Consider the following 24,494-nt stretch of genomic DNA (forward strand, 5'->3'; position numbering starts at 1 on the left):
TCTGTCCGAAGTACTAAAGTTTATTTTACAATCTTTCATCTTTGTATTTGTAAAATAGATTAGTAATCACTGCAGCAAATAAAAAAGTCATCCCTAAAAGTAGGAATGACCTTTCAATATTTAACTCTTATAGAGCAGTGAAAAAGGCAATTAAGCCGAAAACAAAGCCGATGGCATTGCAGGCAGCTATTGGAATATCACGATCTTCTTTAAAGAGTCCGTAAATAACCCATAGTAGCGTATTAATTGCTGTAGCGAGTGGCTGGATTGGATTGCCTTTAACTCCATGCAAATTACTAATAATTTGTGGAATGTAGGACACATACATAATAATTGCCGTTACAGAGGCAACCCATCCTAAAATTGTCATTGCTTTTTCTAATTTCATTGCTTCATCTCCTTGTCGCACAATTTTATCATTGTGTAATTCTTCACTCAAGAGCATTTAGTTTGGCTATAGTTTTTAAAAATATAGTCTTAGTTAAGGCCGATTGCTATGACAAAAGCCTTTAACTTCAAGCTTATTTACAAGTTCAGTATAGAACAATTTGACTTAAAACTAGCAAAAAACGAACTGCTAAAGCAGTTCGTTTCGCTGATCAAATAATTTTTGTACTATCAGTAGCTTGATTTAATTAATGAACTAATTGCGTGCTTAATTTCTTTGGGACTCGAGCTCTTATCAATAATTTTGCGAAAAGTCAGATTAGTTTGTAAATCAACAATGAAGTCAAATAATTTCTGTACACTTAGATAGTCTTGACGGGCAATTGCCAAGAGAAATACATATTTAACTTCATTTTTTTCGTCCCATTTGATTGGTTTATCTAAGCGAGCAAATGATACCTTTGATTTTTTCGTAGCATAGCCTAAGGAATGCGGGATAGCTATTTTTCCACCAATTGCGGTTGAATACATCTTTTCTCGTTCGTCTACACGTTGTTTGAAATCTTTGTTAACAATTTTTTTACGCTCTAAGTTTTTAATTAGCATATCGAGTAATTGCGCTTTAGATAACGGTTCTTGCACTAAGTAGATATTTTCCTCATCAAACAGCTTATTAATCGCGCGGTATGGATTATTAAGTGACTTCAAATATTCAGACAGTTGCAAGATATCATTGTGAAAATTAGTTAAATCAATTTGAATCACTGGTACCGTGGCATCAGTCAAAGGCACCATCGAAATGAGAAAGTCATTACCACTTGCTTTACCTGCTAGATACTCATCATAGGTATAAGTTCCCGTAATGTTTAAAAAGGACGCAAACTGAGTTTGCAATTTTGCACGTACAAGTGCAGCTGTTGAAATTCCATTCCCGCAAATTAGTGCAGCGTTTTTTTGAGACGAAAGATTTCCCTGCCGCTCAATCGAGGCACCTATATGCAACGTAATGAAGGATAGCTCATCGTCATTCAATTTTAAGTTGAGCATGTGCTCCAAAATTGGTGCTGAATAAGCGGTAATCTCATACGCATAGGGAAAAGTGGACAATATGACGTTTAACAACGGATTCTTCCGATTACCATTAACCGTCTTAATTTTCACTAGATTGGTTAAGTGTTGCGTCAAATTAACCCGCAGTTCACGATCATCTAATAAATCGATTGCGAACTCTTTTTTGATGTTTTCCAAAAAAATCGTAATGGCACTATTAATATTGTCCTTTATACTAACGTGATCATTTTCACTTACACATTCAGGATAATTCAAAGCAAAATGATAAATTAGGTCATTGGCCTCTACTTGATTGAACTCCACTTGGAATTCTGCTTTCAATTTTTGAAGTAGCTTTTGGACAGCTCTTTGAACTGGGGGCTTAATTTCCACCGAATTACCAGTCTCTAAACGGTAACCCATCTTAATTCTCGAGATTGCTAAAGCTAGATGCAAGATAATGTTTTTAGTATTAATGTCCGATAAGTGGTAACTATAATGACGTAAAAAACCATGCACCGTTTCTTTTAACAAGTTCAAATCTAAGTTAGCAAAAATACTCTTCTCGCGTTCTGTAAAGTCAACGATATAGCTATTCGACTTCTTATTAATAAGTTTACTAATAATAAAATTGCGTTTGGCAGATTCAGAGCCGTCAACATAATACTCATCTCCATCTTTCACAACTCGTAGTCCAAAATCACTGAACTCTTTCTTAATTGTTACCAAGTATGTGAAGAAGGTATTATCACTGATAAACAGCTTCTCTGTCAGATCATCTAATTTAACACGACTATTAACCAATAAGTACTGCTCAACTTCAGCAATTCGCTCACCTGAACTTGAAGCCGGCAAATCACTTCGTGCCAATTCCGTTAGCTTTTGCTCAGTTTTTTTATCAAAATCACTTAGGTAAAAGCCCTCGCCTCGCTTATTTTTTATTTCAACTTGCAAGCTGCTTAATTCACGATTTAATGCTTGAATATCGGATCTAATTGTTCTCGTACTTACATTGCACTTTTGAGCTAAAAAGGAGGCAGAAACGTAGCGGTTGGCGGAATTATTTAATAAAAATTCGAGGATTATTCCCAATCGTTTATAAGATAGTTTCATACATTCACTTCTTCTCATTTAGTTATATAAGTTACAAACTGCTATATTTGCTTGATCAAGGTCAACATGTCATAAGGGGCAATTTGGTAATCCTGGTCAATTATCTCTTCCAAACCGTTCACTACAGTAAAGCCAGCGTCTTTTAGATAAGAAACATCAACCGCTTCTTTTGTCGGATTTGAAAGACGGAGAACCAAGTTGTTTTTAATTGTGTATGCAGGATACAGTGCTGAAACTTCAACATTTTGTTTGATATTTAGCCAAGATTCAGTTTGTTCAATCTTGGTTAATTTTGGTGAAAATTCAATATCCCATAACTTGTTATCAAGACGATTAACAAAGAGATTATATTTTTGCATCTGGTAACTAACAGATGGTGAATACCAATCACTGATTACTTTTGTCAGTTTATTTTCTGCAAGCTCAGCATTACTTGGGGCATACAAACCGAACGAGAACTCATTAGTTCCAGTTTCTTGAGCTAACGGCGTTGGCATCATGATGTGGCCAACAGAAGTTGTGTCTCCAGATGCACGTCCAGGACGCCACAATAAGTCTGATTTACCCAGTTGTCCCGTAGTTGCCATAAGCGTGATATAAAGGGAATCGTCAACTTTTTCATATTCCTTTTGACCAGTTCCAAAGAAATAGAGACCGTCTTGTTTATCATGTAAGCCGACTGCACGATCAAAAATATAAATGTTAACTGGTTTTTCAACAAATTCATCGTTCCAATTATCATCAATCGCTTCATTTTCTGTTTGACGAAAACCACCTTGAATCTGCGCGTGTGCCGCCTTAGTCGTAATACCAGTTTTTAGACGCAAGCGTAAGCGATGTGACAAAGCCTGATTATCAATCGTTAATTTGGCTGAAATCACATCCGAAGTGGCTGCTATCGTTAAAATTAATTGGTAACTGACATCAACTGTTTTAGGCGCTTCGCCATCAACCCGGTCTTCCAAATCAAACGGTAATTGCCATGTGCCAGTTAGAATCAATCTTTCAATTCCATCAGCAACTTCTTTTTTGATTGTTCCATTCCAATTAAGTCGCTTCTCTTCATCCCCTCGAAGTGGCGAGAAATCATAGGTATCACCATCATTAGCTTGATCATAAATACTAATAACATCATTGAATGTCTTGTATTTAGTGCTTAAATAAAAAGCACCATCTTCAAAGGCCAGTTGAACCCGGTGATTACCAATTGATTTTCCACTTATGCTTTGGAACTCGTCTACTGCTTGATCACTATCCTCGAAATGCAGCACTTGATAACCTAAACCAGCCATTTTTACTTCTAGACTGACCTTGAGCTTAAAGTAGCCTGGTTCATCCTTAAATTCATAGCCGTTGGGCGTTAACTGCATAATATGTGGACGCGATTTAACTTCTTCTTTGTCCACAATCACGGCCTTATTCTCTGTTGGAAATTTCACTTGGCTACTTTGACTAACTACTTCAACTGTTTTGCGTCCATTAAATTCGTATGGATCAGTATTAAAGATAATGACATCGTGATCAGACAGATTTAGCCGTTGTGCGATTCTCTTCTTAATATAGTTTTCCACACCATCAGCAATCTCGTTTGCTTGCTTAATCCGGTGATCCATGTCAACTGCAACATTATCAGTAACACTTCCACCCAAAGTGTCATGTGGTTGCAATTCAAATAATAATTTCCACAGTTTAACCACAATTCCATTTGAAATTGGAATATCTGCATACTTGGCAATTACCATAAGTGGTTCTAAGCGTCTGGTAATAGCTTGTTCAAGTTCAAAATTACTACGCTTATTACGTGATCTAACCGATGTAATTGTCCGGTGAACTCGAGAATAAGTTGGGTATCTTAATTCCCCTTGATATTCTGGTAGTTTCTTAGAACGTAACTTGTTCATAAACTGTGGATATGTACTTATTTCGACATCATTTTGCGAAAGCTCGTTAACTTTTTCAATTGTTTTTGAAACATCATGAATGATGTTCATTTGATCGATTCCAGAAGGAACCAAAACCTCATCATTATTGCCATTTAATGCTTCAAATTCAATTCCCTTATCTAAGCGATTTTTGACAAAATCTTGTAAGTTGCGCTTTGATTCCAAATCGATTTGACCGGTGTAATATCCCAGTGGGAAATTAGCTACAAAGACAGCTTTGCCACCTATTGCTTTCCATTTAAAGTATACAGAATTAGTTTGTCGTTTAAAATTCGTCCCACGCCAAGATAAAAAGTCATGGATTCCCACTTGGTTTAAAATCATTGGCAAGTTGGCATTAAAGCCAAAAGTGTCAGGCAAATAACCTAACATCATTGGTTCACCATAATTTTCTCTTGCGTCGATAATACCGATAATCAAGTTACGCAATAATGACTCAGCACTCGGTACCATTGCATCTGTTTGGGTATACCATGGTCCAATGAATAGCTGCTTTCGGTTAACTAAACGGTGAATTCGTTCCTTAGCTTCAGGATGAATTTCGACATACTCGTCCACAATTGACATCTGGCCATCCAAAGTAAAGTTTGCTTCTGGATGATCCTCAAGTTCGTCCAAAACTTGTGTAAACAATTGATCACTTAAAACCTGAGCATCCTGAGTAGTGAAATACCATTCTCGATCCCAGTGTGTGTGATTTACAAAATATGCTTTAACCATAATTTCTCCTATAATTCAAAATAAACTGTCATGAACTTAGCGTGATCAATTTCTGGCAGAACAACTGTCCGATTGTCTACCTGCAAATCCGCAATTTTGTTTCCTAATAAGTCGACTAGTTGCACCACTTGTGGTTGCTTATTAAACGTAATTTTGTCACCTACAGGATGAAACAGCGGATTATACAATCTCATTTGATAGCCTGTGCCCTCTTCTATTTGTTCAACCGTACTGATAACTAACTTGTCATCGGTCTTAAAGAGGCTGAGTTCGGGATCAGCTGTTCGCTTAACCGGATTGAATGGAAAAGTTAATCGACCATTCAAAAATTCCGCATATTGATAGACCTGTAGTGGTGTCTCAAACGCTTTAATCTCGCTAGCCAAAGCAGCCTGATCATAGCAATTTTGCATGGTTGTCATGGCTAACTCGAAGGATAAGTGCTGATTTAGTTCAGCCTCAGGCGTTGGCACAGTTTCATCCCCCGATGCTCTTCCCGGTCGATAGAGCAAGTCGCGTTTTCCTAGCATTCCATATGTCCGGAAAACAGTTAATCTAATTGTGGCTTTGTCTTTTCCAATACATTCGTATTCACGAACTCCTTGTGGAATAAGTGCAAGTCCACGTTCATCATCGGACATCGCAACAAAGCCTTGAACAGTGTTAATCGAAATTGGCTTTTCTTGCCACGCACCTTGATTTTGGTGCCAGTCTCTTAAAGCTTGCTTCTTCGTCAGCGGACGTTTTATCGTACCAAACTGAATGTCGGCAATACTTGTATTAGTAACTACTTCACTGTCAAAATCGATGCATAAACGGTGACTCTTTGGCAGTCTGTTATCGACATTAAGCTCAAATTTGATCAGCTTTGATGCCCGATCAAGTGTCACTATCATTTGCGTTGGCATCTTCACATCAGTCAAGCCCTTAGCCCGAGCTGCTAAATCACTGGGTACACTAAAATCGTAATCAATAATTAATTTGTTACTTAGTGCATTTTGGATGCATTGTGAGCGATGCGGTTGTGCTGTTGAGTAACTAACTAAATCCTGTTTGGCAGGTGAATAGTTGTAGGAGTCACCATCATCACCATTTTCTTCTAAGATTGCTTGTTTCTGATATAAGTGATTATTCAGTTTATCCAAAATGTCTAAACTACCATCAACATTTACTGAAATTTGATAGAACTCGTTTTCAATCTTGGTTCCAGTTTGTCTTGTTGGTAAGTCTATTTCTTGGTCCTGTTCTGAAACCAAAGATAACTGCTTGTAACCAAAAGCGGGGATGTTTGCTAACTGCATATTCACATCAAGCTGATACACTTTTTCCGGTAAATAAATTGCTTGACCTGGATCAAGTTGAATTGTTGAAGACGTAATTAACTCAGTTACATCTTTGACAGCAGTAATTTCAAAGGGAATATTTTGCCCATTATAATCTTGAATTTTGAAGTTACGACTTGGGGAATATATCCGTTTGCTTACCACACCGCCACGTTCAACTGGCAACGTATTGAAAACAGTTAGTGTAATTGGGTGACCATCATTTTTAACACCTGTAGAAATCTGCCGCAAAGTTACTTCAACCAGTGCAGTCGCTATATCTTCAACCTTTTGGTAGCGTGCTTTAATATCAGCGTTTACCCGATCAGACACACAGTTTCCCATTGAATCATGTGCTGCATTCTTAGCCATTTTTTTCCACAAGTCTTCAAGCGTTTTGGTTGGATAAGGCAAGCCAAAATAGCTTCCTAGTGCAAGAACTGGTTCTACGACATTCGCAAGATAATTTTGCAATTTGGTGTTAAGGGCTTTTAAGTCGGCACGTGAAGATGAAATTGACTTATGAACACGCATGTCCTTGCCACAATCCTGCTCTCCCGTAATCAGCCGCAATTCAGGTTTAGCTTCTTTAACAGCTGTAATGTAATCCTCGAGTGAAGCAACTTCAAAAGTGAACTTTCCTTTATTTGCTTGATTAAGCCGCTCGATAAACTCAGGTAGGTCAAAACGTAGCGGTGCCATATCAGAGCCATTTGGAAACAGCACATTATCAGTTGAAGCTTGGTCAACAACCGTTTTAAATGGTTCTTCAGTCATTAACTGGGCTAGCTTAGTTTCATCGACTACGCCACCAATAAAGTAACCACAGGCCATCCGGAAAACACTGATTTCTGAGCCGTCCTCACCTTGCCAAGTAAATTCGGATTGCTTAGTATCATCAAGTGAAAAGCCGCGGTACAAAACAGCATCATCAATACCAAGCTGTTGATATATTTGGGGCATACTTGACTCTTGACCAAATGAATCAGGAACATAGGCAATATTCATATGGCCACCTAATTCATCGCTCTGCTTCATTCCAATACGTAAATTGTTAATAATGCTTTCCCCAGAAGCCAGATATTGATCCGTTTGGGTATACCATGGTCCGAGAATTAGTTTCTTTTCTTTAACTAACTTCTCAACCCGGTTTCGCTCTTGCGGACGCCAATTTAAATAATCCTCGATTAGTGAAGACTGACCGTCCAGCAAAAAAGAACCATATTGTCCTGAAGCTTCAAGATGATCAAGAACATCTTTTAAATCTTTTAGTAGATATACTTTCGCTTGATCTGAGGTAAAGAACCATTCCCTATCCCAGTGAGTATGTGGAACGACAAAAACTTTTTTTACCATTTTTTCTCCTAAAAATAAAAAACTATAGCTAGAAAAGATTGATTTGATTCCCAACTATAGTTTTTTCGGTTTCATATTATTGGATGTTTAATTCAATATCATCATCACTCATTGATTCTTCACCTGGTGTAGAATCTTTATCAGTAAAGTCAGCAACTAATGGAGCGACAATTGCAATGAACAAAGCACAAACTAGAATTCCGCCGAGGTAAGCTAAAATGTTGTCGGCTGTTAAAATTCCAGGTAAACCGCCTAGAGGTGGGATATGTGATTTAACACCTAGCCATGCACCTGCTGCTGAACCAAGTGCACCACCGATAACGTTTACAATGATTAATTGAGGAGCCTTCATCATAAATGGAATAGCCCCTTCAGTAATTCCAAATGTACCCATAATTAAGTTGTTATGACCCATTTCTAGCAATTCTGCTGAGAAACGCTTCTTAGGCCAAATGAAACTCATAAGTGCATAACCCATTGGGATTGCACAAATGGCGATGTTGGTATACAGACATGGTTGGTAAATTCCTTCGATAAAGAAGAAGTTACCTACACCCCAAGCTGCCTTGTTGATCGGACCACCAAGGTCTGAACCAATCATGGCGCCCATAATAGCAGCTAACAAAATAGCGTTAGTCTTTTGTTCTACCATGAACTTAACCCATGAGGTTAAACCATTATTAAGCCAGGCAAGTGGCGGCGTTAAGACTACACCAACAAACAAAGCAACCGAACCAACGGTTAAAAGTGGCATAACAATTAATTCAATAGCTGAATTCCACTTTTCTGGAACTTTGATTTTACGGCACCAACGCGCAACATAACCTGCAATCAAACCGGCTGCAATCGCACCGATGAAACCAAGCTGGTTATTGGTTGCTAATTGTCCACCGATAAAGCCGGCTCCCAAAGCTGGTTTGTCACCAAGCGCATAAGCAATGTAGCCACCAATAACCAGGTTAACTAGGCCGATACCGATCCAACCAACGGAGTTAATTTGATAAAGCAAGTGGAAAAAGCCACCGGTTTTGGCAAATTTAGAAAGGTCACCATAACCAAAACACATACCAATTAATTGCGGAACACCAACAACTAGCGCACCACCAATAACTGTCGGGATCATGTAAGAGATCCCACTCATAATGGCTCCTTCCCATTCCTTCAAAATTCTCTTCATTTTTAGTTCTCCTTCTTAACCGCAGCAGCACACTTCTTCAAGACAGCTTTAGGTGCCTTGATACAAGTGTTGATATCTACTCGAATAATTGGTTTACCTTCAAAACGTTCCATACTAGTGATTTTTTGATCAGATGCAATCAAGACAAAGTCAGCCGCATCTGCTTCTGCTTGGGTAATTGGATTAACTGGACCCATCATCCCTTGTTGCTCAATTCTGACATTCCAATCTAATTCCTTACCCGCTTTTTCCAAGGCTTTCGCTGCCATTGGGGTATGGGCTAATCCAGCTGGACATGCTGAAACTCCTACTACATTCATGGTTATTCTCCAATCTTTTGATTAATAAAGTTGGCTATCTCTTCTTTAGAAGTCAACTGACGTAACTGTTGTTTGAAATCATCCTCAAGTAAGGCAGTAGACAAACTTGCTAACATTTTCAAGTGCTCATCCCCAGCATTTTCTGGTGGCACCATCAACGCAAATACATCCGTCACTGGCTTGTCATCGTATGTTTGCCAATCAAGTGGTGTGGTCAATCTGAAGTAGATAAACCCTGGCCGCTTGACTGTCTCCGTTTTTGCATGTGGGATTGCAAAACCGTCTTCTAACCCAGTTGGATATTCTTGTTCTCTTGCCAAAAAGCTTTGCTCTAGTTCACTTGCATCTGCAGCAAAACCTGCATTACAAGCAACTTGCGAAGCATACTTTAAAAAGGAATCAACACTTTGCTCATTGACGTCCAAATAAACGTCATTAGCTGAAAATTTCATTACCTGTTCTCACTTCCTTGTTTTGAAACCCTTTACATTTATTTATACTAGACTGTTATCAATATTTTGTAATTACGAGCTTTTTCCATATTAAGTGGAAAAAGCATATTTTTATTAACAGCTAATAAACAAGGTGCTAAAGCACTTTATGCAACTATGTTGCAGATTTCTGCGGTAGTTTTTGCACAAAAACAGAGCCATTTTTTTGAAAATGACTCTGTTAGCGCGCCTAAAATTGTTCTTTAATCTACTTCAACATTTATTAAGTAAGGTTAAAGTGGTTAAGCAAATGATAATCTTTCTTGAAAATTTCTAAAGCTAGGTATTCAAAATTGCACATAAATCCAAACCATAATAAAGTATAAAACGCACTTTGTTAATGCACAGTTTACCTAGCAAGGAGGGAATTTATCTTGAAGCGGAAAAGCACAATTGACTTAATTGAAGATGACTATTTTACTAGTGGAGATTGGCACCTAAAAATCGAGCAAACAAGCATAGCTTTGCTCGGCTGGCTATTTGTTTTTTTGCCCTTTTTTGGATTAGCCCTACCACTTTGGCAGCCTCACTTTGCATCCCTACTCCCCTTTAACTACAATACTGCTATTTTGCGTCCACTGGAATTTTTAACAAAATTCTTTGACGATTACTTTGTTTTTATCAGCATCTCCTACCTAACATTAACTTTTTTAAACAATTACCGTTTTGCTACTAGCTGGCGCGACCATCTTGTAATTGACCAAGACCGGCAACAAGAACGCTCACAACTAGTCGAACAGGCCTGGCAGGAGAAATTTGGCAACTCGGACGAACGGCACACCTGCAGTTTTTACTGTGTTGAGCCGCAACAAAACCTTGAGACTGACTTTGCCCAGACACTTTTTGCCAAAGGAGAAAGGAAGTTATGACATCAATCTGGCTAATAGCTAAAACAGTTTTTAAAGTATTATTTTTGATTTTAGTTTCCTACCCAATCTTAGGCGGTTTGGCCTGGTTTGTCGGTGGACTTTGTTATAAATATGTTTTTAAAAACAAAAAGAGGGACTTCACGATTTTGGACTCACGTGAACAGCCCTTTATTACCATCATGGTTCCCGCTCATAATGAAGAGGTTACAATTAAAGAAACGATTAGCTACCTACTTAATGAGTTAAACTACACTAATTATGAAGTACTAGTGATCGACGATTGCTCAACCGACAATACGCCCAAAATTCTGCATAAATTGCAGCAACAATCTAAGCGATTGCGCGTAATTCGCTTAGCTGAAAATAAGGGTAAGGCTCATGCTTTTAATATTGGCCTCGCTTTTGCTAAAGGTGACTTAGTGCTCAGCAACGATGCGGATACACTTCCAGAAGCAGATGCTCTGATGCGCTACGTTAACTATTTTAATAGTCCGGAAGGACAAAATATCGCTGCCGTGACTTCTAATGTAGAAGTTCGAAATAGAACCAAGTTGATTACCAAATCGACCACAGTTGAATTTTCAAGCATTGTTGGCATTATTAAAAGAGCGGAAATGGGGGTTTTCGGTAGTATTTTTGCCTATAGTGGTGCGAACACGATGTACCGCAAGAGTGCCTTGATTGATGTGGGGATGTTTCGGCAGGACCGGGCAACCGAGGACATTAGTGTTGCTTGGGACCACCAACTGAACAACTGGTTGGCAGTTTTTGCCCCTGAAATCATTTCTTACACACTTGTCCCAGAAACGCTCAAAGAGCTCTACCACCAACGTAAGCGCTGGGCAAAGGGTGGAACCGAAGTTTGGTTGACTAACTTAAGAAAGGTTTTACGCCATCCACTTAAAAATTTAGGTGAGTCATTAATGTTACTGGATCAAACACTAAGCATTTGTTGGTCTTTCTTCTTCTGGTTAGCCACATTTGTTTTCACCTATTTAGTATGTGATTTTGCACTTACACAAAATTGGTCCCAGTTAGTTTATTTGTTGTTCTCCGCTTTAATCTTGATTTGCTTTGAGATGATTGCGGGTACAATGCAATTAGTTATCGCACTAATGATTGACCGCAAAGGCAATAAGATTGAGTATTTACTATTTGCACCAATTTACCTATTATGTTTGTGGATTATCAACACACTTACTATTGTGACAACTTTTGTTCCTGCAATTAAAACTATCTTGGGTCATGGCTCTGGAACTTGGGTCAGTCCTTCACGCTAATTTTTAATTTATTCACACAAAAAGCCACCTAGCTCTATGCTAGATGGCTTTTTCTTGTAATTATGCAAACCATGGTTCCATAATTGTCAGACTTGGCTGATCAAAGTCGATTTTCGCTAACGCACCATATGGCAATGCCGTATGTGGATAAGCGTGACCAAAATTGGCGTTATACAAAATAGGTGTATTGTATTCTTGTGTTACTTCAAGCAGTTCTTTTTGATATTCAGCAAAGTACTTTTTGTTTTGAGGTTTGCCAACTAGAATTGCTTGCGCATTTTCAAGAATTCCAGCTTCAGCGAGGCGCGTCAACTTTTTCCGATACAAAGCTGGTTCCGGCTGTTCTTCAGAAGTTTCAAGAAAGATGATTTTGTCCTTAGTTTCTTCTGGCTTTAAAAGCAATTGATAACGTGCAATCACTGCTGGTTCGTCGCTATAGCGTTCTCCATCTAATGCATCATAAATGCTATCGATACAGCCACCCCACAAATGACCTTGAACTTGCCCGTGTCCACGCAAGACTTGATATCCAGAATCTTGGTGACTGACACGTGGTTGGCCAACTTGGGCAGTAGAAAAATCTGTTCTTTCCTCATACCAAGTTTCACTCGCTGGAATTTCAGTAGTGGCAGGATTGGTGAAAAAGTGCTCGATTGTCTTCTTCGTATACGGCAGCATTTCTGTATCAAGTTCTGCAAAATCGTTTAAAAAGCTTGGACCATAAAAACTCTGCATCCCTAGACGGTAAAACATCAGATGGTCAATTGTTGTGTCTGAAAAACCGGTGAACAGTTTTGGCTGCTTAACCACTGCCTGTTTAAATTCTTCGTCTTCCATTAAAAAGGGCAAAATCTTGAATGTGTCATCGCCGCCAATAGCCGCAATTATTCCTTTTATTTCTGGATCAAGAAAAGCTTGTTTCAGATCGGCCGCCCTTTTTTCAGGATGATTTTTGACAAAATCTATTCCTTTAAGGGCATTAGGCATAAAAACAGGGGTTAACCCAAGTTCTTCAATTCTTTTTTTACCCAGCTTAAGTTGATGAGCTGCAAAGTCCTCACCTAGTGTTCCCTGCGAAAGGCTCACAACAGCAATTTTGTCACCTTGAGCTAATTTAGATGGTTTTTTCAACATTATAATCCACTCCTTCTTGTGCCGTTTGCACTTAGTAAAAAATTGTTATTGCTGATTATGCTGGTTTAAAGACAAGAAGTCAATTTGAATTAAAGGTGGTTTTGAAAATGAGTTCAGTTACTTTAGTCCTATTCCACTGTAATTGTTCCTTTTGCTGCGAATACTTCGAGGTTGTTTTTAGCTGACAACTTCTTGGTTAACTTATTATTGATTTTCTGCCCCTTGTATCTAATATTTGGTCCGTCGGCTGCGAGCTCGTAGCTGAGATTAGGCGCAGCTTTAATTGTAAAATCGCCTTTTCTTAACATTTGGAAAGAGTTTCGGTTAATTAGTTGTGAGTCAGTAATCGCTACCTGACTTGAGTATGCTTTGGCATCCGCAGTTAATTTACTGTGATCAATTTTTAATTGACCTCCATGAATTGTAATAAGCGACTTGCCGATATCTGAATTGCCAATATCTATCCGATGATTACCATAGCTAGCAAAAATGGTCTTCTTAGCAGTTAGTTTATCCACAGTGACTTTACCATTTTGTGCATTCGCAAAAAGATCATTTATTGAGATACTTTTGATATTAAGGTTGCCATTGTCGCTACTACTATCAACTTCAGCTAAATACTTGTTTTTAGGAATCGTGATATCGATTCGAGAGCTGTCATTTCGCCAATTAATTGCAACCGGACGAGATTCGTTAATTTCAAGTCGCTTTTTTCTAACTTTGGCTTTGACTGCGTTAGGGTTTAATCCAGTAACTGTAATTTGATACTTTTTACCAGAATGCAAATAAATATCAGAGTTGTCAGTTTGTACAATAATTTGATCAAAGTTAGGGCTGGTAGTTAACTCGCGTTTATGTACCGTACTGCCAGAAGTCTCAAAGGTAAATTGATTATGATTATCGAATACTGGATTGACTCCAGCATTCGCCCAACCTAGTAGTGCAGTAATTATACCGATAACCCCGATTAGCCCAGTTATTTGGTAAAATTTTTTCATCATTATCCCTCCGTTTTCATTGCAGAATTTGTTTTATAATAATGGTTCTTGAAAATTTTTCTACCTAGATAGCGGAAAAAGACTGTACATTCAGCGATCAAGAAGTGAATGAATTTAATAATTAGCGGGAATAAGAATAGACTCAAGCTAATCAGGCAAATACTAATTCCTGTGTAAAACAACCCTGTTGACCAAGAATTGCTAAAAAGTAATCCACAAGTTTTTAACAGGATGAAAACTCCCAATACAAATAGGCCAACCGTAGTCACTACAACGGCAACAAAAATTCCGCAAAATGCAACTAGAGCCGCAATCATCAAAAAACACGTTACTAAGACCAAGGGAATGCCAACGGGCGCCGCTAAAACGCCAAGCAAAATTAGCCAAATTGTTTTTAGGTTGGTTTTGGAGCTTGGTTTTTCATGCATATCAGGTTGAGGTACATCCTTGGAGACTGAGTAATCTGCCAAAATCATACGTGCCAACTGCTTTGGTGTACCTAAATCCTTGATAATCTCCTTTTCACTACTAAAATTGCCGTCAAATAAAAATTCTTGGTAAAACTCAATTACATCTTGGCGTTCATCATGCGGAAGATCTAGTAAATTATTGTTTAAGTCATTAATATACTTTTCAATTATTTTATCCATTTTCTTCTCCCATCAATTCATTAATTTTGTTGCTAAAACTCCACCATTCCTTAGAAATTGAGTGTAGTTCAGCGCTTCCTGCTGCTGTAATCTTATAGTAACGGTGATTACGACCATGATATGAATGATCATAAGTAGTAACAAGCTGCTGCTTTTTTAACCGCTTAAGTACGGGATATATTGAAGAATCTGATACAGCAAAAATTGATCTAACACGCTTAACAATTGCATACCCATAAAGACTTTCTTCATCAATAAAGGATAAAATTGCACCGTCAAGCAAGCGTGACTGAATTTGAAAATGCATGTTTCCATCTCCTCTATACTATATTTTATATAATATTGTAGAACCTAAAAACATGTTATGCAAGCCATCAGATTGCAACCGAAGCGTCAATTAAACTTCAATTAGTTAAGCAACTAATGAATTTTACGCTACTACATTACTCTCATTTACATCTTTTTTTAATTTTAGTTCCATAATGTATTGAATTTTAAATCATCTAGTGTATTATTTATATATAACAGCAGTACAAAAGGAGTGAATAAAATGAGTTTAATTGAGGCGCGGGATATTACACGTACTTATGGGAAAGGAACAACTAGCTTTCAGGCATTACGCGGCGTTAGTTTGAAGATTGAAAAAGGAGAATCAGTTGCTATCATTGGTAAAAGTGGCTCTGGCAAATCAACCTTAATGCATATTATGGCTTTGCTAGATCATCCCTCTTCAGGCAGCATTTTACTAAATGACCGACCAACAGCAAAAATTAAGGCAAAGTCATTAAACAAGTTGCGAAACCAGACTTTTGGCTTTGTTTTTCAACAGTTTTTCCTCAATGCACAAGATAGTGTTCTTGAGAACGTTATGTTGCCAATGAAAATAGCCGGTGTAACTGGCAAAAAACAACGTGAATTAGCAACTTCTGCACTTGAAGCGGTTGGTTTAGAAGCAAAAATGAATAATAAAGCTAGTGCTCTATCAGGTGGTCAAAAGCAACGCGTTTGTATCGCCCGAGCACTTGTTAACAATCCAGAAATTATCTTTGCCGACGAGCCAACAGGTAATTTAGACTCTAATACCGGTGCAAAAGTTGAAGATATTCTTTTCAAACTGAATCGTGAAAAAGGTATTACCTTGATTATCGTTACCCACGATCCAGACTTAGCCCAAAAATGTGATCGTCAAATCCAAATTAAAGATGGTCAAGTAGTGAAAGGAGATTTCTAATGAAATTCCGTGATATTTTAAACTCTGCTGGATCCAACTTATGGCATAACAAAGGAAGAACTCTATTAACTATTATTGCGGTTTTAATTGGTTCTTTAACAATTAGTATTACACTAGGAATTAATACGGGTGTTAATGACTATTTACATAAACAAATTGGTAATGTTGGTAACACTGAACAAATGATCATTTCACCGCAATACTCAGCTGGAGATGGTACAGGACCGCAGAAATATAGTACTAAGAAAAGTAGTCAAAACGCTGACGGCATGATGACTAAAAAAGATGTCGAAAAAATCAAGCGCACTAAGGGAATTAAAAACGTTAAAGCAATGAAAGATGATAACGTTGAATATGCTCAAGGTAAAAGTAATACTAAATATGTGATCAATGCGCAAACTACCCTTGGTATCAAATATGATTTATTTGCTGGTAAACAAGTGGCTACTTCTGGAAATAAATCAGAGATTTTATTAACAAAAGAAATGGCTAAGGCTTTTGGCTATAAAAAAATTCGTAAAATTCTCGGCAAAAAGATAAACTTGGTTGTCATTTCACCTGTTACCAAGAAAAAATCAACTATCACTGCAAAAGTTGTTGGTATTAGAAACGAAAGTATGGTAAACAGCGGTCAATCAGTATATAGTCATGGCTTAAGTGAAAAAATTGTTACCGCCAATCAAGATGGTCTGCCGAAAACACTTAAAGATCGTTATACCGAAGTTGTGGCAACTCCAGTTGGAAAAAGCGACGCAGCAGTTGCAAAGGCCGAAAAGGCCCTTAGCAAAAAGGGCTATGACGCACAAACTCTAAAGGAAGCCGTCAAGCAACTATTTCAAACCTTTAATGCAGCAACCGGTGTGTTAATTATCTTTGGGGCAATTGCATTGATTGCTGCTAGTTTCGGTGTTATCAATACGCTTTACATGTCAGTTCGTGATCGAACACGTGAAATTGGTTTGATGAAAGCCCTTGGCTTAGGCCGCGGGAAAGTATTCTCAATTTTTAGCTGTGAAGCTATTTTAATTGGATTAATCGGGTCATTGTTAGGTTTAATTTCTGCAATGGGCTTAGGCCAATTATTGAATAAAGCAGCAACAAGTAGTTTCCTTAAAGGAATAGATGGTTTTGTTTTAGTCCAGTTTAATTGGTCCAGTAGCTTGTTAATCGTCGGTATCATTTGCCTAATTACATTTTTAGCAGGAACGTTGCCAGCAAGACGAGCTGCAAAATTAGATCCAATTACGGCCTTGCGCTATGAATAAAAAGATAGGATCACTCGAGTAGTCTAACTTCTTTTTAAATCGTAATTAATAAAAAATAGGTACAGAGTTTTATATTACTCTGTACCTATTTTGTTGTTTTAAAAACTTAGTTTTACTAATTCATGATATGAACTAGATAACTATTCATCATTGTCCATTTTATTATTTCGATAAATAACTAAAACTACAAGCATAAGGATAATCAAGCCTAAGACTGTTAACAGTATTGTACTTTGATAATTTGTCTTTGGCAATTTTTCACCCTTACTTTTATCCTTACTATGAATGACTTTTTTACTACCTTTTTTATTATATCTTTTATCATACATAGTTTTTGATGTGGTTGGGGTAGCGGGCCTACTTGGTTTCCCAGGATTGTCCGATTCGTCAGGTGTACCTGGTGTTTCAGAATCACTCGGCTTACTTGGCCATTCTGGTGTATCATTCTTAATTTCCAGGTTGACTAAGCTCCCAGCTTCCACTAACCTCGGCTCACCTGCTGCCTCTTTATCAATTGTAAAGTCTACTGCCTTGCTATTTAAATAATAACCTTTAGGCGCTTGGGTTTCGATAAATTGGTATTTGCCTGGTGCTAAATCCGTCACTGCAACTATACCTTTGTCAGACGACACTAGTTTATCCTTTACTGTCTTACCAGCTGCATCAACCACTTTAAATTCTGCTCCAGCTATGGGTTTACCATTACTGTCAGTTTTAACTAATTGGGCCGAACCCTTATAGTTGACTAATTTTATTTTGACAACTGCGTGTTCGCCTTGAGCTGACTCACTTATTGTAAATTCAGTTGGTGTCGAATTCAAAATGTATCCAGTTGGTGCTTTAGTTTCAACAAATTGATACTTACCTGGTGCCAAATCTGAGACAAAAACAATACCTTCATCAGATGACACCAAGTTTTCCTGAACTATCTTACCTTCTTTATCGACTACTTTAAATTCTGCTCCAGCTAAAGGATTGCCTTTACTATCAGTCTTTAATAATTGAGCCGAACCCTTGTAGTTGACTAGTTTTGCCTCGACAACTGCAGGTTCACCTTGAGCTGTTTCAGCTATTGTAAAACCAGCTGGTGTTGAATTCAAAACATAACCACTTGGGGCTTTGGTTTCGACAAATTCATATTTTCCTGGTGCCAAGTCTGAGACAAAGACTATACCTGTATCAGACGATACCAAGTTTTCGCGAACTGTCTCACCATCTTTATTAACTAGTTTAAACTCTGCTCCAGATAAAGGATTACCTTTACTATCAGTTTTTACTAATTGAGCTGAACCTTTGTAGTTGACTAATTTTGCTTCGACAACTGTAGGTTCACCTTGAGCTGTTTCAGCTATTGTAAAACCAGCTGGTGTTGAATTCAAAACATAACCACTTGGTGCTTTGGTTTCGACAAATTCATATTTTCCTGGTGCCAAATCTGTAACTAAAATAGTACCATTGGCATCTGAAGTCAAACCTGATTTAACAATATTGTCATCTTTATCGACCACCTTAAATTCTGCTCCTGCTAAAGGATTGCCTTTGCTGTCAATTTTAACTAGTTGCGCTGAGCCTTTGTAGTTGACTAATTTTACTTCCACTACTGAAGTTTCACCTTGAGCTGAATCACTTATGGTGAACTCAGTCGGTGTCGAATTCAGAACGTAGCCAGTTGGGGCTTTAGTTTCGATAAATTGGTATTTACCTGGTGCTAAGTCAGAAACAAAGACTATACCTTTGTCAGATGATAGCAAGTTTTCTTGAACTGTCTTACCATCCGCATCAACTACTTTAAATTCTGCTCCTGCTAAAGGATTACCCTTACTATCAGTCTTTAATAATTGAGCCGAACCCTTGTAGTTGACTAGTTTTGCTTCTACTACTTTAGGCTTTCCTAGTGATGATTCATCTATTGTAAAACTAGTCGGAGCATCATTCAGAACATAACCACTTGGTGCCTTAGTTTCGACAAATTCATATTTTCCTGGTGCCAAGTCTGAAACAAAGACTATACCTGTATCAGATGATACCAAGTTTTCTTGAACTGTCTTACCATCCGCATCAACTACTTTAAATTCTGCTCCTGCTAAAGGATTACCTTTACTGTCGGTTTTTACTAATTGAGCTGATCCCTTATAATTGACTAATTTTGCTTCTGCAACTGCAGGCTCTCCTTGGGCTGATTCATCTATTGTAAAACCAGCCGGTGCTGAGTTCAGAACATAACCAGTTGGTGCTTTGGTTTCGACAAATTCATATTTGCCTGGTGCCAAGTCTGAGACAAAGACAATGCCGCTTTCTGATGATACCAAACTATCGCGAACTGTTTTACCATCTTTGTCAACCAGTTTAAACTCTGCTCCAGCTAAAGGATTGCCTTTGCTGTCAGTTTTTACTAATTGAGCTGATCCCTTATAGTTAATTAACTCACACTCTGTAACTACCGCAGCTGGATCTTCCTTGGCTTCTTCACTTATTGTAAAACTAACCGGTTTGGAATTCAGAACATAACCTGTTGGAGCTTTAGTTTCAATAAATTGATAAGTACCTGGAGCCAAAGATGCAACTATAACAAAGCCATTGGTATCTGAAGTTAACCCCGATTTAACAATGTTGCCATTTTTATCGACTACTTTAAATTCTGCTCCAGCTAGAGGATTACCTTTACTATCAATTTTGAGTAGTTTAGCAGATCCTTCATAATTTAGACGTCTATTTTCCCAATCTCCTAAGTCAATTGGAGGAATTGTTCCGTCAGCTTTCTTTTCTACCGCAAAATCTCTTGGCTTATCGTCTAATTTATATCCAGTAGGTGCCTTTGTTTCTACAAGTTGGTATTTGCCTGGAGCCAAACCTTCAATCGTAACGATTCCTTCATCGCCTGAAACGACGTTTTCATATCCTTCTACAACTTTTCCATTAGAATCAAGAACTTTAAATTCTGCTCCTTTTAATGGAAGTTTTGAACCTTTTTCGTCAGGCTCACTCACTTTTCTAAAAGTTACCTTTGTTGGTTCATTATAAATATGAACCACTTTAGTAGTACTGCCTGCTTCATCTTTTATAACCTTGATTCTCTTACCTTTTGCCAGTTCATCACTGACCTTGTAGCCAGCAGGAGCTTCAGATTCAACAACAAGATATTCTTGAACTCGTAAGTTACCAAGCTCTAATTCACCATTTGAATCTGTAACACCTTCACGAACAAGCTTATTTTTCTCCAGCTTTTCGTTGATTGTCCATAGTTGTAAATGAGCACCTGCTAATCTTTTCTTTCCACTTGAATCTTCTTTAATAAGTTTAATTGATCCCTTCGATCCTGTAGCATTTCCTGATGTGCTAGTAACAACAATCTCCTTAGCTTTTTCCTGAGTTACAGTTTGTTCATTCATCCCAGATATATTGGCTGAATTTGTAACGGAGTCAGCCGCTTTATCTAAAAGAACTAAAGAACGGTACTCTATTATATATGATGTGGTAATTTTCTTTAGAAACTCAATTGTAATTACTTGAGCACCAGTTGCATTGTCAGTTTTGATATCTAATTTGTAATCTGTACCTTCAGATAAAACTGTAGAACTATCTTTTTCGATATTCCCTGCATTGTCAACAGTCGTACCGTATACTACGATTCCATCTTTAGAAATAAATTGGTTAGCTGATGGGGTATCCACAATTTTTGCGTCACTTAAGGTTGACTGCGAAGCATTAACCGTTAAGTTCCACTTTACATAACTGCTATCATCAGGATCTTGATTACCGTCCTTGCTTAAAAACTCTCCATGATGAGCTGGTGAGATGCTCGCATTCAAATTATGTGAGGTTCCATCAGTTGTAAATCTAGCAGTGTTGTTATATGTAGGTTGGTCGATTATTTTTCCTGCCAAACTTGTTTCAAAAACAAGTACATACACTTTATCACTGTTCTCGGGCAAATTAACCTGTAATGTTGGCAGAGCAGTCGTAGGTTCAACTAGGTCTGCCCCAACTTGACTACCTAAAGTATATGAGCCATCAGTATTAACTGTCGCTTCATATAGTTTTGCACTGCCTGGAACATAATCCTGCGACTTTTCAATTGTATCTGTTATTACTGAACTCTTTAATCCTTTTTGACGGTAATTTACAGCCACTGTCCAAGTGAACTTTTTAGTAATCGCATTATACTCACCAGATTTTTTACCGTTAAATTGAAATTCACTAATTGGGCTAAATTTCGCAATCGTATTGGATTTACGATTTTTACCTTCTTTATCAATCCACTTTGCACTAGCTTCATTATAAATATTAACTAAATGTTCTAATCCTTCTTCTTTGTCTAATTCTAATTCACTGAGATCAAACTTTGTCTTGTACGTGATTGTAAATTTATGGTTAGTACCATTTTTTAAATCACCTTCAAATTCTACATTAAAGCCAATGTCAGTTTTAGTAAATGTATATTGATCTGGACTAAGAATTTTGTTTTCAGTAGTATCTTCAATTTTGAAACTGTCTTCTAATAATTTCTGTCCCTTGCGAAGATTGTCTTCAAGTTTCCAATTTTTCAGAAAATAACCAGCGTTGTTAATTTCTATTTTCCATGGAACTTCACAAGTTTGATAGTTAGCTTCACCATCAACACTTTTTTCCACATTCTGTTGGAACGCATTTGCATCTTTTTCATCTTTAAAATTAGTTCCAGTACCACTTATATCACGGTCGTCGCCGAAATCTGTTTCTATGGAGTTTGAAATTGGTGTTGTGACTTCAACATAATCAGTGATTTTTGTCTGGTAATCAATCTTAACTGCATAGTCAATATCTTTTAAGAATCTAATAATGAACCTGTGAATATTAGACGAATTCTGCTCTACCTTATAATCCTGTCCTTCTATTAAGGTATCCCCAACTACTTCATTGCCTTCATTATTAAATGAAACTTTAGTCAATTTAACAGAATCAGTGAGCAAAGACAATCTATCACTCATAGTATCTGTAATTGTAGAACCAGCTGGACGTTTCCTTTCATTATAGTTGTATCTAACAGTCCAATTATATATATTATGAGTACCCGTAGAAACAGGACCCGATTTGGAAATTGGTTTTCCAAATTGATTTCTAGCCTCTGCTTCAACCTTTGTTATGGAACTTCCATCATTTAGAGTAGCTCGGTTACACACCACAACAGTGTTACCTGAATTACTTTTATATCTTTCTTCAATTTTGTTTACAACAACTATATGAAATGCTTGATAGGTCTCTGCATACTTGCCGATAAACTTAATGGTTTTAGATGGGCCAGTATAATCTCTTTTATAATCCACACCTTGAGTTAATGGGTGGCCTTTATCAATACTTACAATATTTCCATTATTGTCCACAGTTTCTGGATATATCTTAACGGTCTCAAAATCTTCTATATCTGTAGTAACAGTAGCATTTACCATTTTATTTAAAGGACGGTTAATATTAATTTCCCAAATTGTATTATCTGGGTTCATCTTTTTATCAGAGTATCCGTTCATATCTATAGTTTGAGTGTAGTTAGGACGTATACGAACTGTGGTAGGTGGAATATTTTCTTCAGTTGGTGTTTTAATTACAATTTCACCATGTTCTGACTCTTTAAAATTTGTTGCATAACTGAAGTCCCCTGTTATATCATGATCGGTTTCGACATTTTGGTTAAACTCAAATCGAACTCTACCATCCGTAAAAACTTCAAAAGAGCCATACTGGCCTAATTTTCCAACAAGTGGACCAGTTCCTGGAAAAATCCTAATAACATCTGGTAATTTGAATTCAAAATAATCGCCTGCTTTAATTACTCCAAATAATTCTTCTGGAAGACTCCAATAGTAATTTATTTCAACATTTGCATTAGCTGGCACATTATCTAAATCAGTCAATGGATTGCCATTACTGTCAGTATATGAAATTTTTGCTCTGTCAATAATCGTTGCAGGACTAATTCCCACTTTAGCTAATAAGTCACGAACGTTCTGCTTACCACCATCACGTTTCAGTTTTACATCTTTAGCTTTATCTGCAGTTTCTGACTCTTTCTCCTTATTTGATTCTTCTTCTGTCTCACTTATCTTTCTTGGAGCCTTTAGTGTTTGAACTCCATTTGTAAGTATCAAATTATCATCTTTTAAGTTCGAAGAATCAATTGTTACAGCAATACTAATTGTCCCTTCGGTTCTGGGGGCAATCTTCATTTCTATTTTATTTTTTTTAATAACATAATCAACTTTGGTTGATTCTACTTCGTTTTCTATTTTCACATCTTTAACGTCTGCATTTTCGTTAAAAGATAGAGTTTGATTTTCTTCAGTTTGAGTCTTAAAGGAAATATTAAATTTCGCTTCAATCTTATCCTTCTCTTCTTTATCTATAGATAAAGTATTTAATTGAAAATCTCCCTGATCTTCTACAGCAAAGACAATTGTCGGCACCATATACTGCAAGAGAATTAATAAACTCATAAAGCAAAATAGTGCCTTTTTAAATTTCCTCATATTAAATTACACTTCCCCATATTTCCTATATTTCCCTTAAAAATATAGACCTAATCGCGAAATAAATATTTCCTATAAAATGTTTTATCAGTGACAGATATAGTAACGTACTCCTTAAATAAAATAACACATTCTATTTAACACTATATATTCATATGCTACGTTTTTTGATTATATAGTATAGCTTATGTAGCGTCAACATAGTATTTATCTGATATATAACCTGTTCTAACTATAAAATAACAGTTATGACTTGTTGTTTTTTACATTTTTACTTTAGATAATCAAATAGAAAGTGGATTCAAAAAAATAACACCTTTTCAGGAAATTTACTTCTTAAAATTAATATAAAAATTTTATTTACTGTTTTTTACTATTTATAAACAAAAGCCTGTGTATACTAATTAAGTATATTAATATATTTAATAAAAAATTGTGTTCTGGCTATTAGAATTGAATATTTTTTTCTTCCACGCCATTCAAGATTTGCATTACATAATGCCTTTTCAGTTACGTTAAAATTATTGATTGGAAAAATCAGTATTTCATATGAGAAAATCATTTAATTCTGAATTAGTGAACGGTTTATGGAATATGTTAAAACGAAAAAAATTTTTTCAATTAAATTATTACGGGACTGTAAACTGCGATTGAAGAGTAACATTAACTATTCCTCCAATCGAAAAAT

16 protein-coding genes are annotated in these 24,494 nt (G+C 37.0%); 4 read left to right on the forward strand and 12 right to left on the reverse strand.

The window, feature by feature from the left end:
* Window positions 1-127: 127 nt before the first annotated feature.
* The 7 genes from H3R25_RS04180 to H3R25_RS04210 form a co-directional block, all read right to left on the reverse strand.
* Entirely contained in the window at window positions 128-388 is a 261-nt protein-coding gene (locus H3R25_RS04180) for a SemiSWEET family transporter (protein ID WP_074425732.1), read from the reverse strand.
* A 230-nt stretch (window positions 389-618) separates the two neighbouring features.
* Complete coding sequence (locus H3R25_RS04185) at window positions 619-2,550, reverse strand: BglG family transcription antiterminator (RefSeq protein WP_198194399.1); 1,932 nt, start codon at window positions 2,548-2,550, stop codon at window positions 619-621.
* A 41-nt stretch (window positions 2,551-2,591) separates the two neighbouring features.
* Window positions 2,592-5,213 carry an alpha-mannosidase gene (locus tag H3R25_RS04190; RefSeq protein ID WP_198194400.1) on the reverse strand — a complete coding sequence of 874 codons (2,622 nt, stop codon included), beginning with the start codon at window positions 5,211-5,213 and terminating at the stop codon, window positions 2,592-2,594.
* An 8-nt stretch (window positions 5,214-5,221) separates the two neighbouring features.
* Window positions 5,222-7,891, reverse strand: coding sequence for a glycoside hydrolase family 38 C-terminal domain-containing protein (locus H3R25_RS04195; protein WP_198194401.1), 2,670 nt, complete (start codon window positions 7,889-7,891; stop codon window positions 5,222-5,224).
* 76 nt (window positions 7,892-7,967) lie between these two features.
* Window positions 7,968-9,068, reverse strand: coding sequence for a PTS fructose transporter subunit IIC (locus H3R25_RS04200; protein WP_046307501.1), 1,101 nt, complete (start codon window positions 9,066-9,068; stop codon window positions 7,968-7,970).
* A gap of 2 nt (window positions 9,069-9,070) precedes the next feature.
* Entirely contained in the window at window positions 9,071-9,388 is a 318-nt protein-coding gene (locus tag H3R25_RS04205; RefSeq protein WP_046307502.1) for a PTS fructose transporter subunit IIB, read from the reverse strand.
* Window positions 9,389-9,390: 2 nt separating this feature from the next.
* On the reverse strand, window positions 9,391-9,840 hold the full coding sequence (locus H3R25_RS04210) for a PTS sugar transporter subunit IIA (RefSeq protein WP_046307504.1): 450 nt from the start codon (window positions 9,838-9,840) through the stop codon (window positions 9,391-9,393).
* Window positions 9,841-10,253: 413 nt separating this feature from the next.
* On the opposite strand from H3R25_RS04210, the gene H3R25_RS04215 reads away from it, so the two are divergent.
* Both H3R25_RS04215 and H3R25_RS04220 read left to right on the forward strand, forming a co-directional pair.
* Window positions 10,254-10,748, forward strand: coding sequence for a cell division protein (locus H3R25_RS04215; RefSeq protein WP_198194402.1), 495 nt, complete (start codon window positions 10,254-10,256; stop codon window positions 10,746-10,748).
* Window positions 10,745-12,028, forward strand: a complete 1,284-nt coding sequence (locus H3R25_RS04220) for a glycosyltransferase family 2 protein (protein WP_198194403.1) — start codon at window positions 10,745-10,747, stop codon at window positions 12,026-12,028. Before H3R25_RS04215 ends, H3R25_RS04220 begins: the two co-directional genes overlap by 4 nt.
* 60 nt (window positions 12,029-12,088) lie before the next feature.
* Here H3R25_RS04220 and H3R25_RS04225 read toward each other — a convergent pair whose 3' ends face one another.
* The 4 genes from H3R25_RS04225 to H3R25_RS04240 all read right to left on the reverse strand — a co-directional run bounded on the left by H3R25_RS04225 (window position 12,089) and on the right by H3R25_RS04240 (window position 15,117).
* The gene (locus H3R25_RS04225; RefSeq protein ID WP_370567438.1) at window positions 12,089-13,159 is read right to left on the reverse strand and encodes a S66 peptidase family protein; all 1,071 of its coding nucleotides are present in this window, start codon (window positions 13,157-13,159) and stop codon (window positions 12,089-12,091) included.
* Between the two features lie 131 nt (window positions 13,160-13,290).
* Complete coding sequence (locus tag H3R25_RS04230) at window positions 13,291-14,163, reverse strand: DUF4097 family beta strand repeat-containing protein (protein ID WP_198194404.1); 873 nt, start codon at window positions 14,161-14,163, stop codon at window positions 13,291-13,293.
* Window positions 14,163-14,810, reverse strand: coding sequence for a DUF1700 domain-containing protein (locus H3R25_RS04235; RefSeq protein WP_198194405.1), 648 nt, complete (start codon window positions 14,808-14,810; stop codon window positions 14,163-14,165). The genes H3R25_RS04230 and H3R25_RS04235 overlap by 1 nt, the downstream gene beginning before the upstream one ends.
* Entirely contained in the window at window positions 14,803-15,117 is a 315-nt protein-coding gene (locus H3R25_RS04240) for a PadR family transcriptional regulator (protein WP_198194406.1), read from the reverse strand. Before H3R25_RS04240 ends, H3R25_RS04235 begins: the two co-directional genes overlap by 8 nt.
* A 243-nt stretch (window positions 15,118-15,360) precedes the next feature.
* Between H3R25_RS04240 and H3R25_RS04245 the strand changes: the two genes are divergently transcribed.
* Window positions 15,361-16,041, forward strand: coding sequence for an ABC transporter ATP-binding protein (locus H3R25_RS04245; RefSeq protein WP_198194407.1), 681 nt, complete (start codon window positions 15,361-15,363; stop codon window positions 16,039-16,041).
* Entirely contained in the window at window positions 16,041-17,306 is a 1,266-nt protein-coding gene (locus H3R25_RS04250) for an ABC transporter permease (RefSeq protein ID WP_198194408.1), read from the forward strand. The genes H3R25_RS04245 and H3R25_RS04250 overlap by 1 nt, the downstream gene beginning before the upstream one ends.
* A 140-nt stretch (window positions 17,307-17,446) precedes the next feature.
* Here the strand turns inward: H3R25_RS04250 and H3R25_RS04255 are convergent, their stop codons facing one another.
* Complete coding sequence (locus H3R25_RS04255; protein WP_198194409.1) at window positions 17,447-23,806, reverse strand: SpaA isopeptide-forming pilin-related protein; 6,360 nt, start codon at window positions 23,804-23,806, stop codon at window positions 17,447-17,449.
* Between the last annotated feature and the right edge of the window lie 688 nt (window positions 23,807-24,494).

It is taken from the genome of Lactobacillus sp. M0390 (assembly GCF_016102085.1).
GTDB lineage: Bacteria > Bacillota > Bacilli > Lactobacillales > Lactobacillaceae > Lactobacillus > Lactobacillus apis.

Bases quoted from the DNA above. Each gene is read 5' to 3' on its own strand.
- H3R25_RS04180 (WP_074425732.1), bottom strand. From the start codon at position 388: ATGAAATTAGAAAAAGCAATGACAATTTTAGGATGGGTTGCCTCTGTA.
- H3R25_RS04185 (WP_198194399.1), bottom strand. From the start codon at position 2,550: ATGAAACTATCTTATAAACGATTGGGAATAATCCTCGAATTTTTATTA.
- H3R25_RS04190 (WP_198194400.1), bottom strand. From the start codon at position 5,213: ATGGTTAAAGCATATTTTGTAAATCACACACACTGGGATCGAGAATGG.
- H3R25_RS04195 (WP_198194401.1), bottom strand. From the start codon at position 7,891: ATGGTAAAAAAAGTTTTTGTCGTTCCACATACTCACTGGGATAGGGAA.
- H3R25_RS04200 (WP_046307501.1), bottom strand. From the start codon at position 9,068: ATGAAGAGAATTTTGAAGGAATGGGAAGGAGCCATTATGAGTGGGATC.
- H3R25_RS04205 (WP_046307502.1), bottom strand. From the start codon at position 9,388: ATGAATGTAGTAGGAGTTTCAGCATGTCCAGCTGGATTAGCCCATACC.
- H3R25_RS04210 (WP_046307504.1), bottom strand. From the start codon at position 9,840: ATGAAATTTTCAGCTAATGACGTTTATTTGGACGTCAATGAGCAAAGT.
- H3R25_RS04220 (WP_198194403.1), top strand. From the start codon at position 10,745: ATGACATCAATCTGGCTAATAGCTAAAACAGTTTTTAAAGTATTATTT.
- H3R25_RS04230 (WP_198194404.1), bottom strand. From the start codon at position 14,163: ATGATGAAAAAATTTTACCAAATAACTGGGCTAATCGGGGTTATCGGT.
- H3R25_RS04235 (WP_198194405.1), bottom strand. From the start codon at position 14,810: ATGGATAAAATAATTGAAAAGTATATTAATGACTTAAACAATAATTTA.
- H3R25_RS04240 (WP_198194406.1), bottom strand. From the start codon at position 15,117: ATGCATTTTCAAATTCAGTCACGCTTGCTTGACGGTGCAATTTTATCC.
- H3R25_RS04245 (WP_198194407.1), top strand. From the start codon at position 15,361: ATGAGTTTAATTGAGGCGCGGGATATTACACGTACTTATGGGAAAGGA.
- H3R25_RS04250 (WP_198194408.1), top strand. From the start codon at position 16,041: ATGAAATTCCGTGATATTTTAAACTCTGCTGGATCCAACTTATGGCAT.
- H3R25_RS04255 (WP_198194409.1), bottom strand. From the start codon at position 23,806: ATGAGGAAATTTAAAAAGGCACTATTTTGCTTTATGAGTTTATTAATT.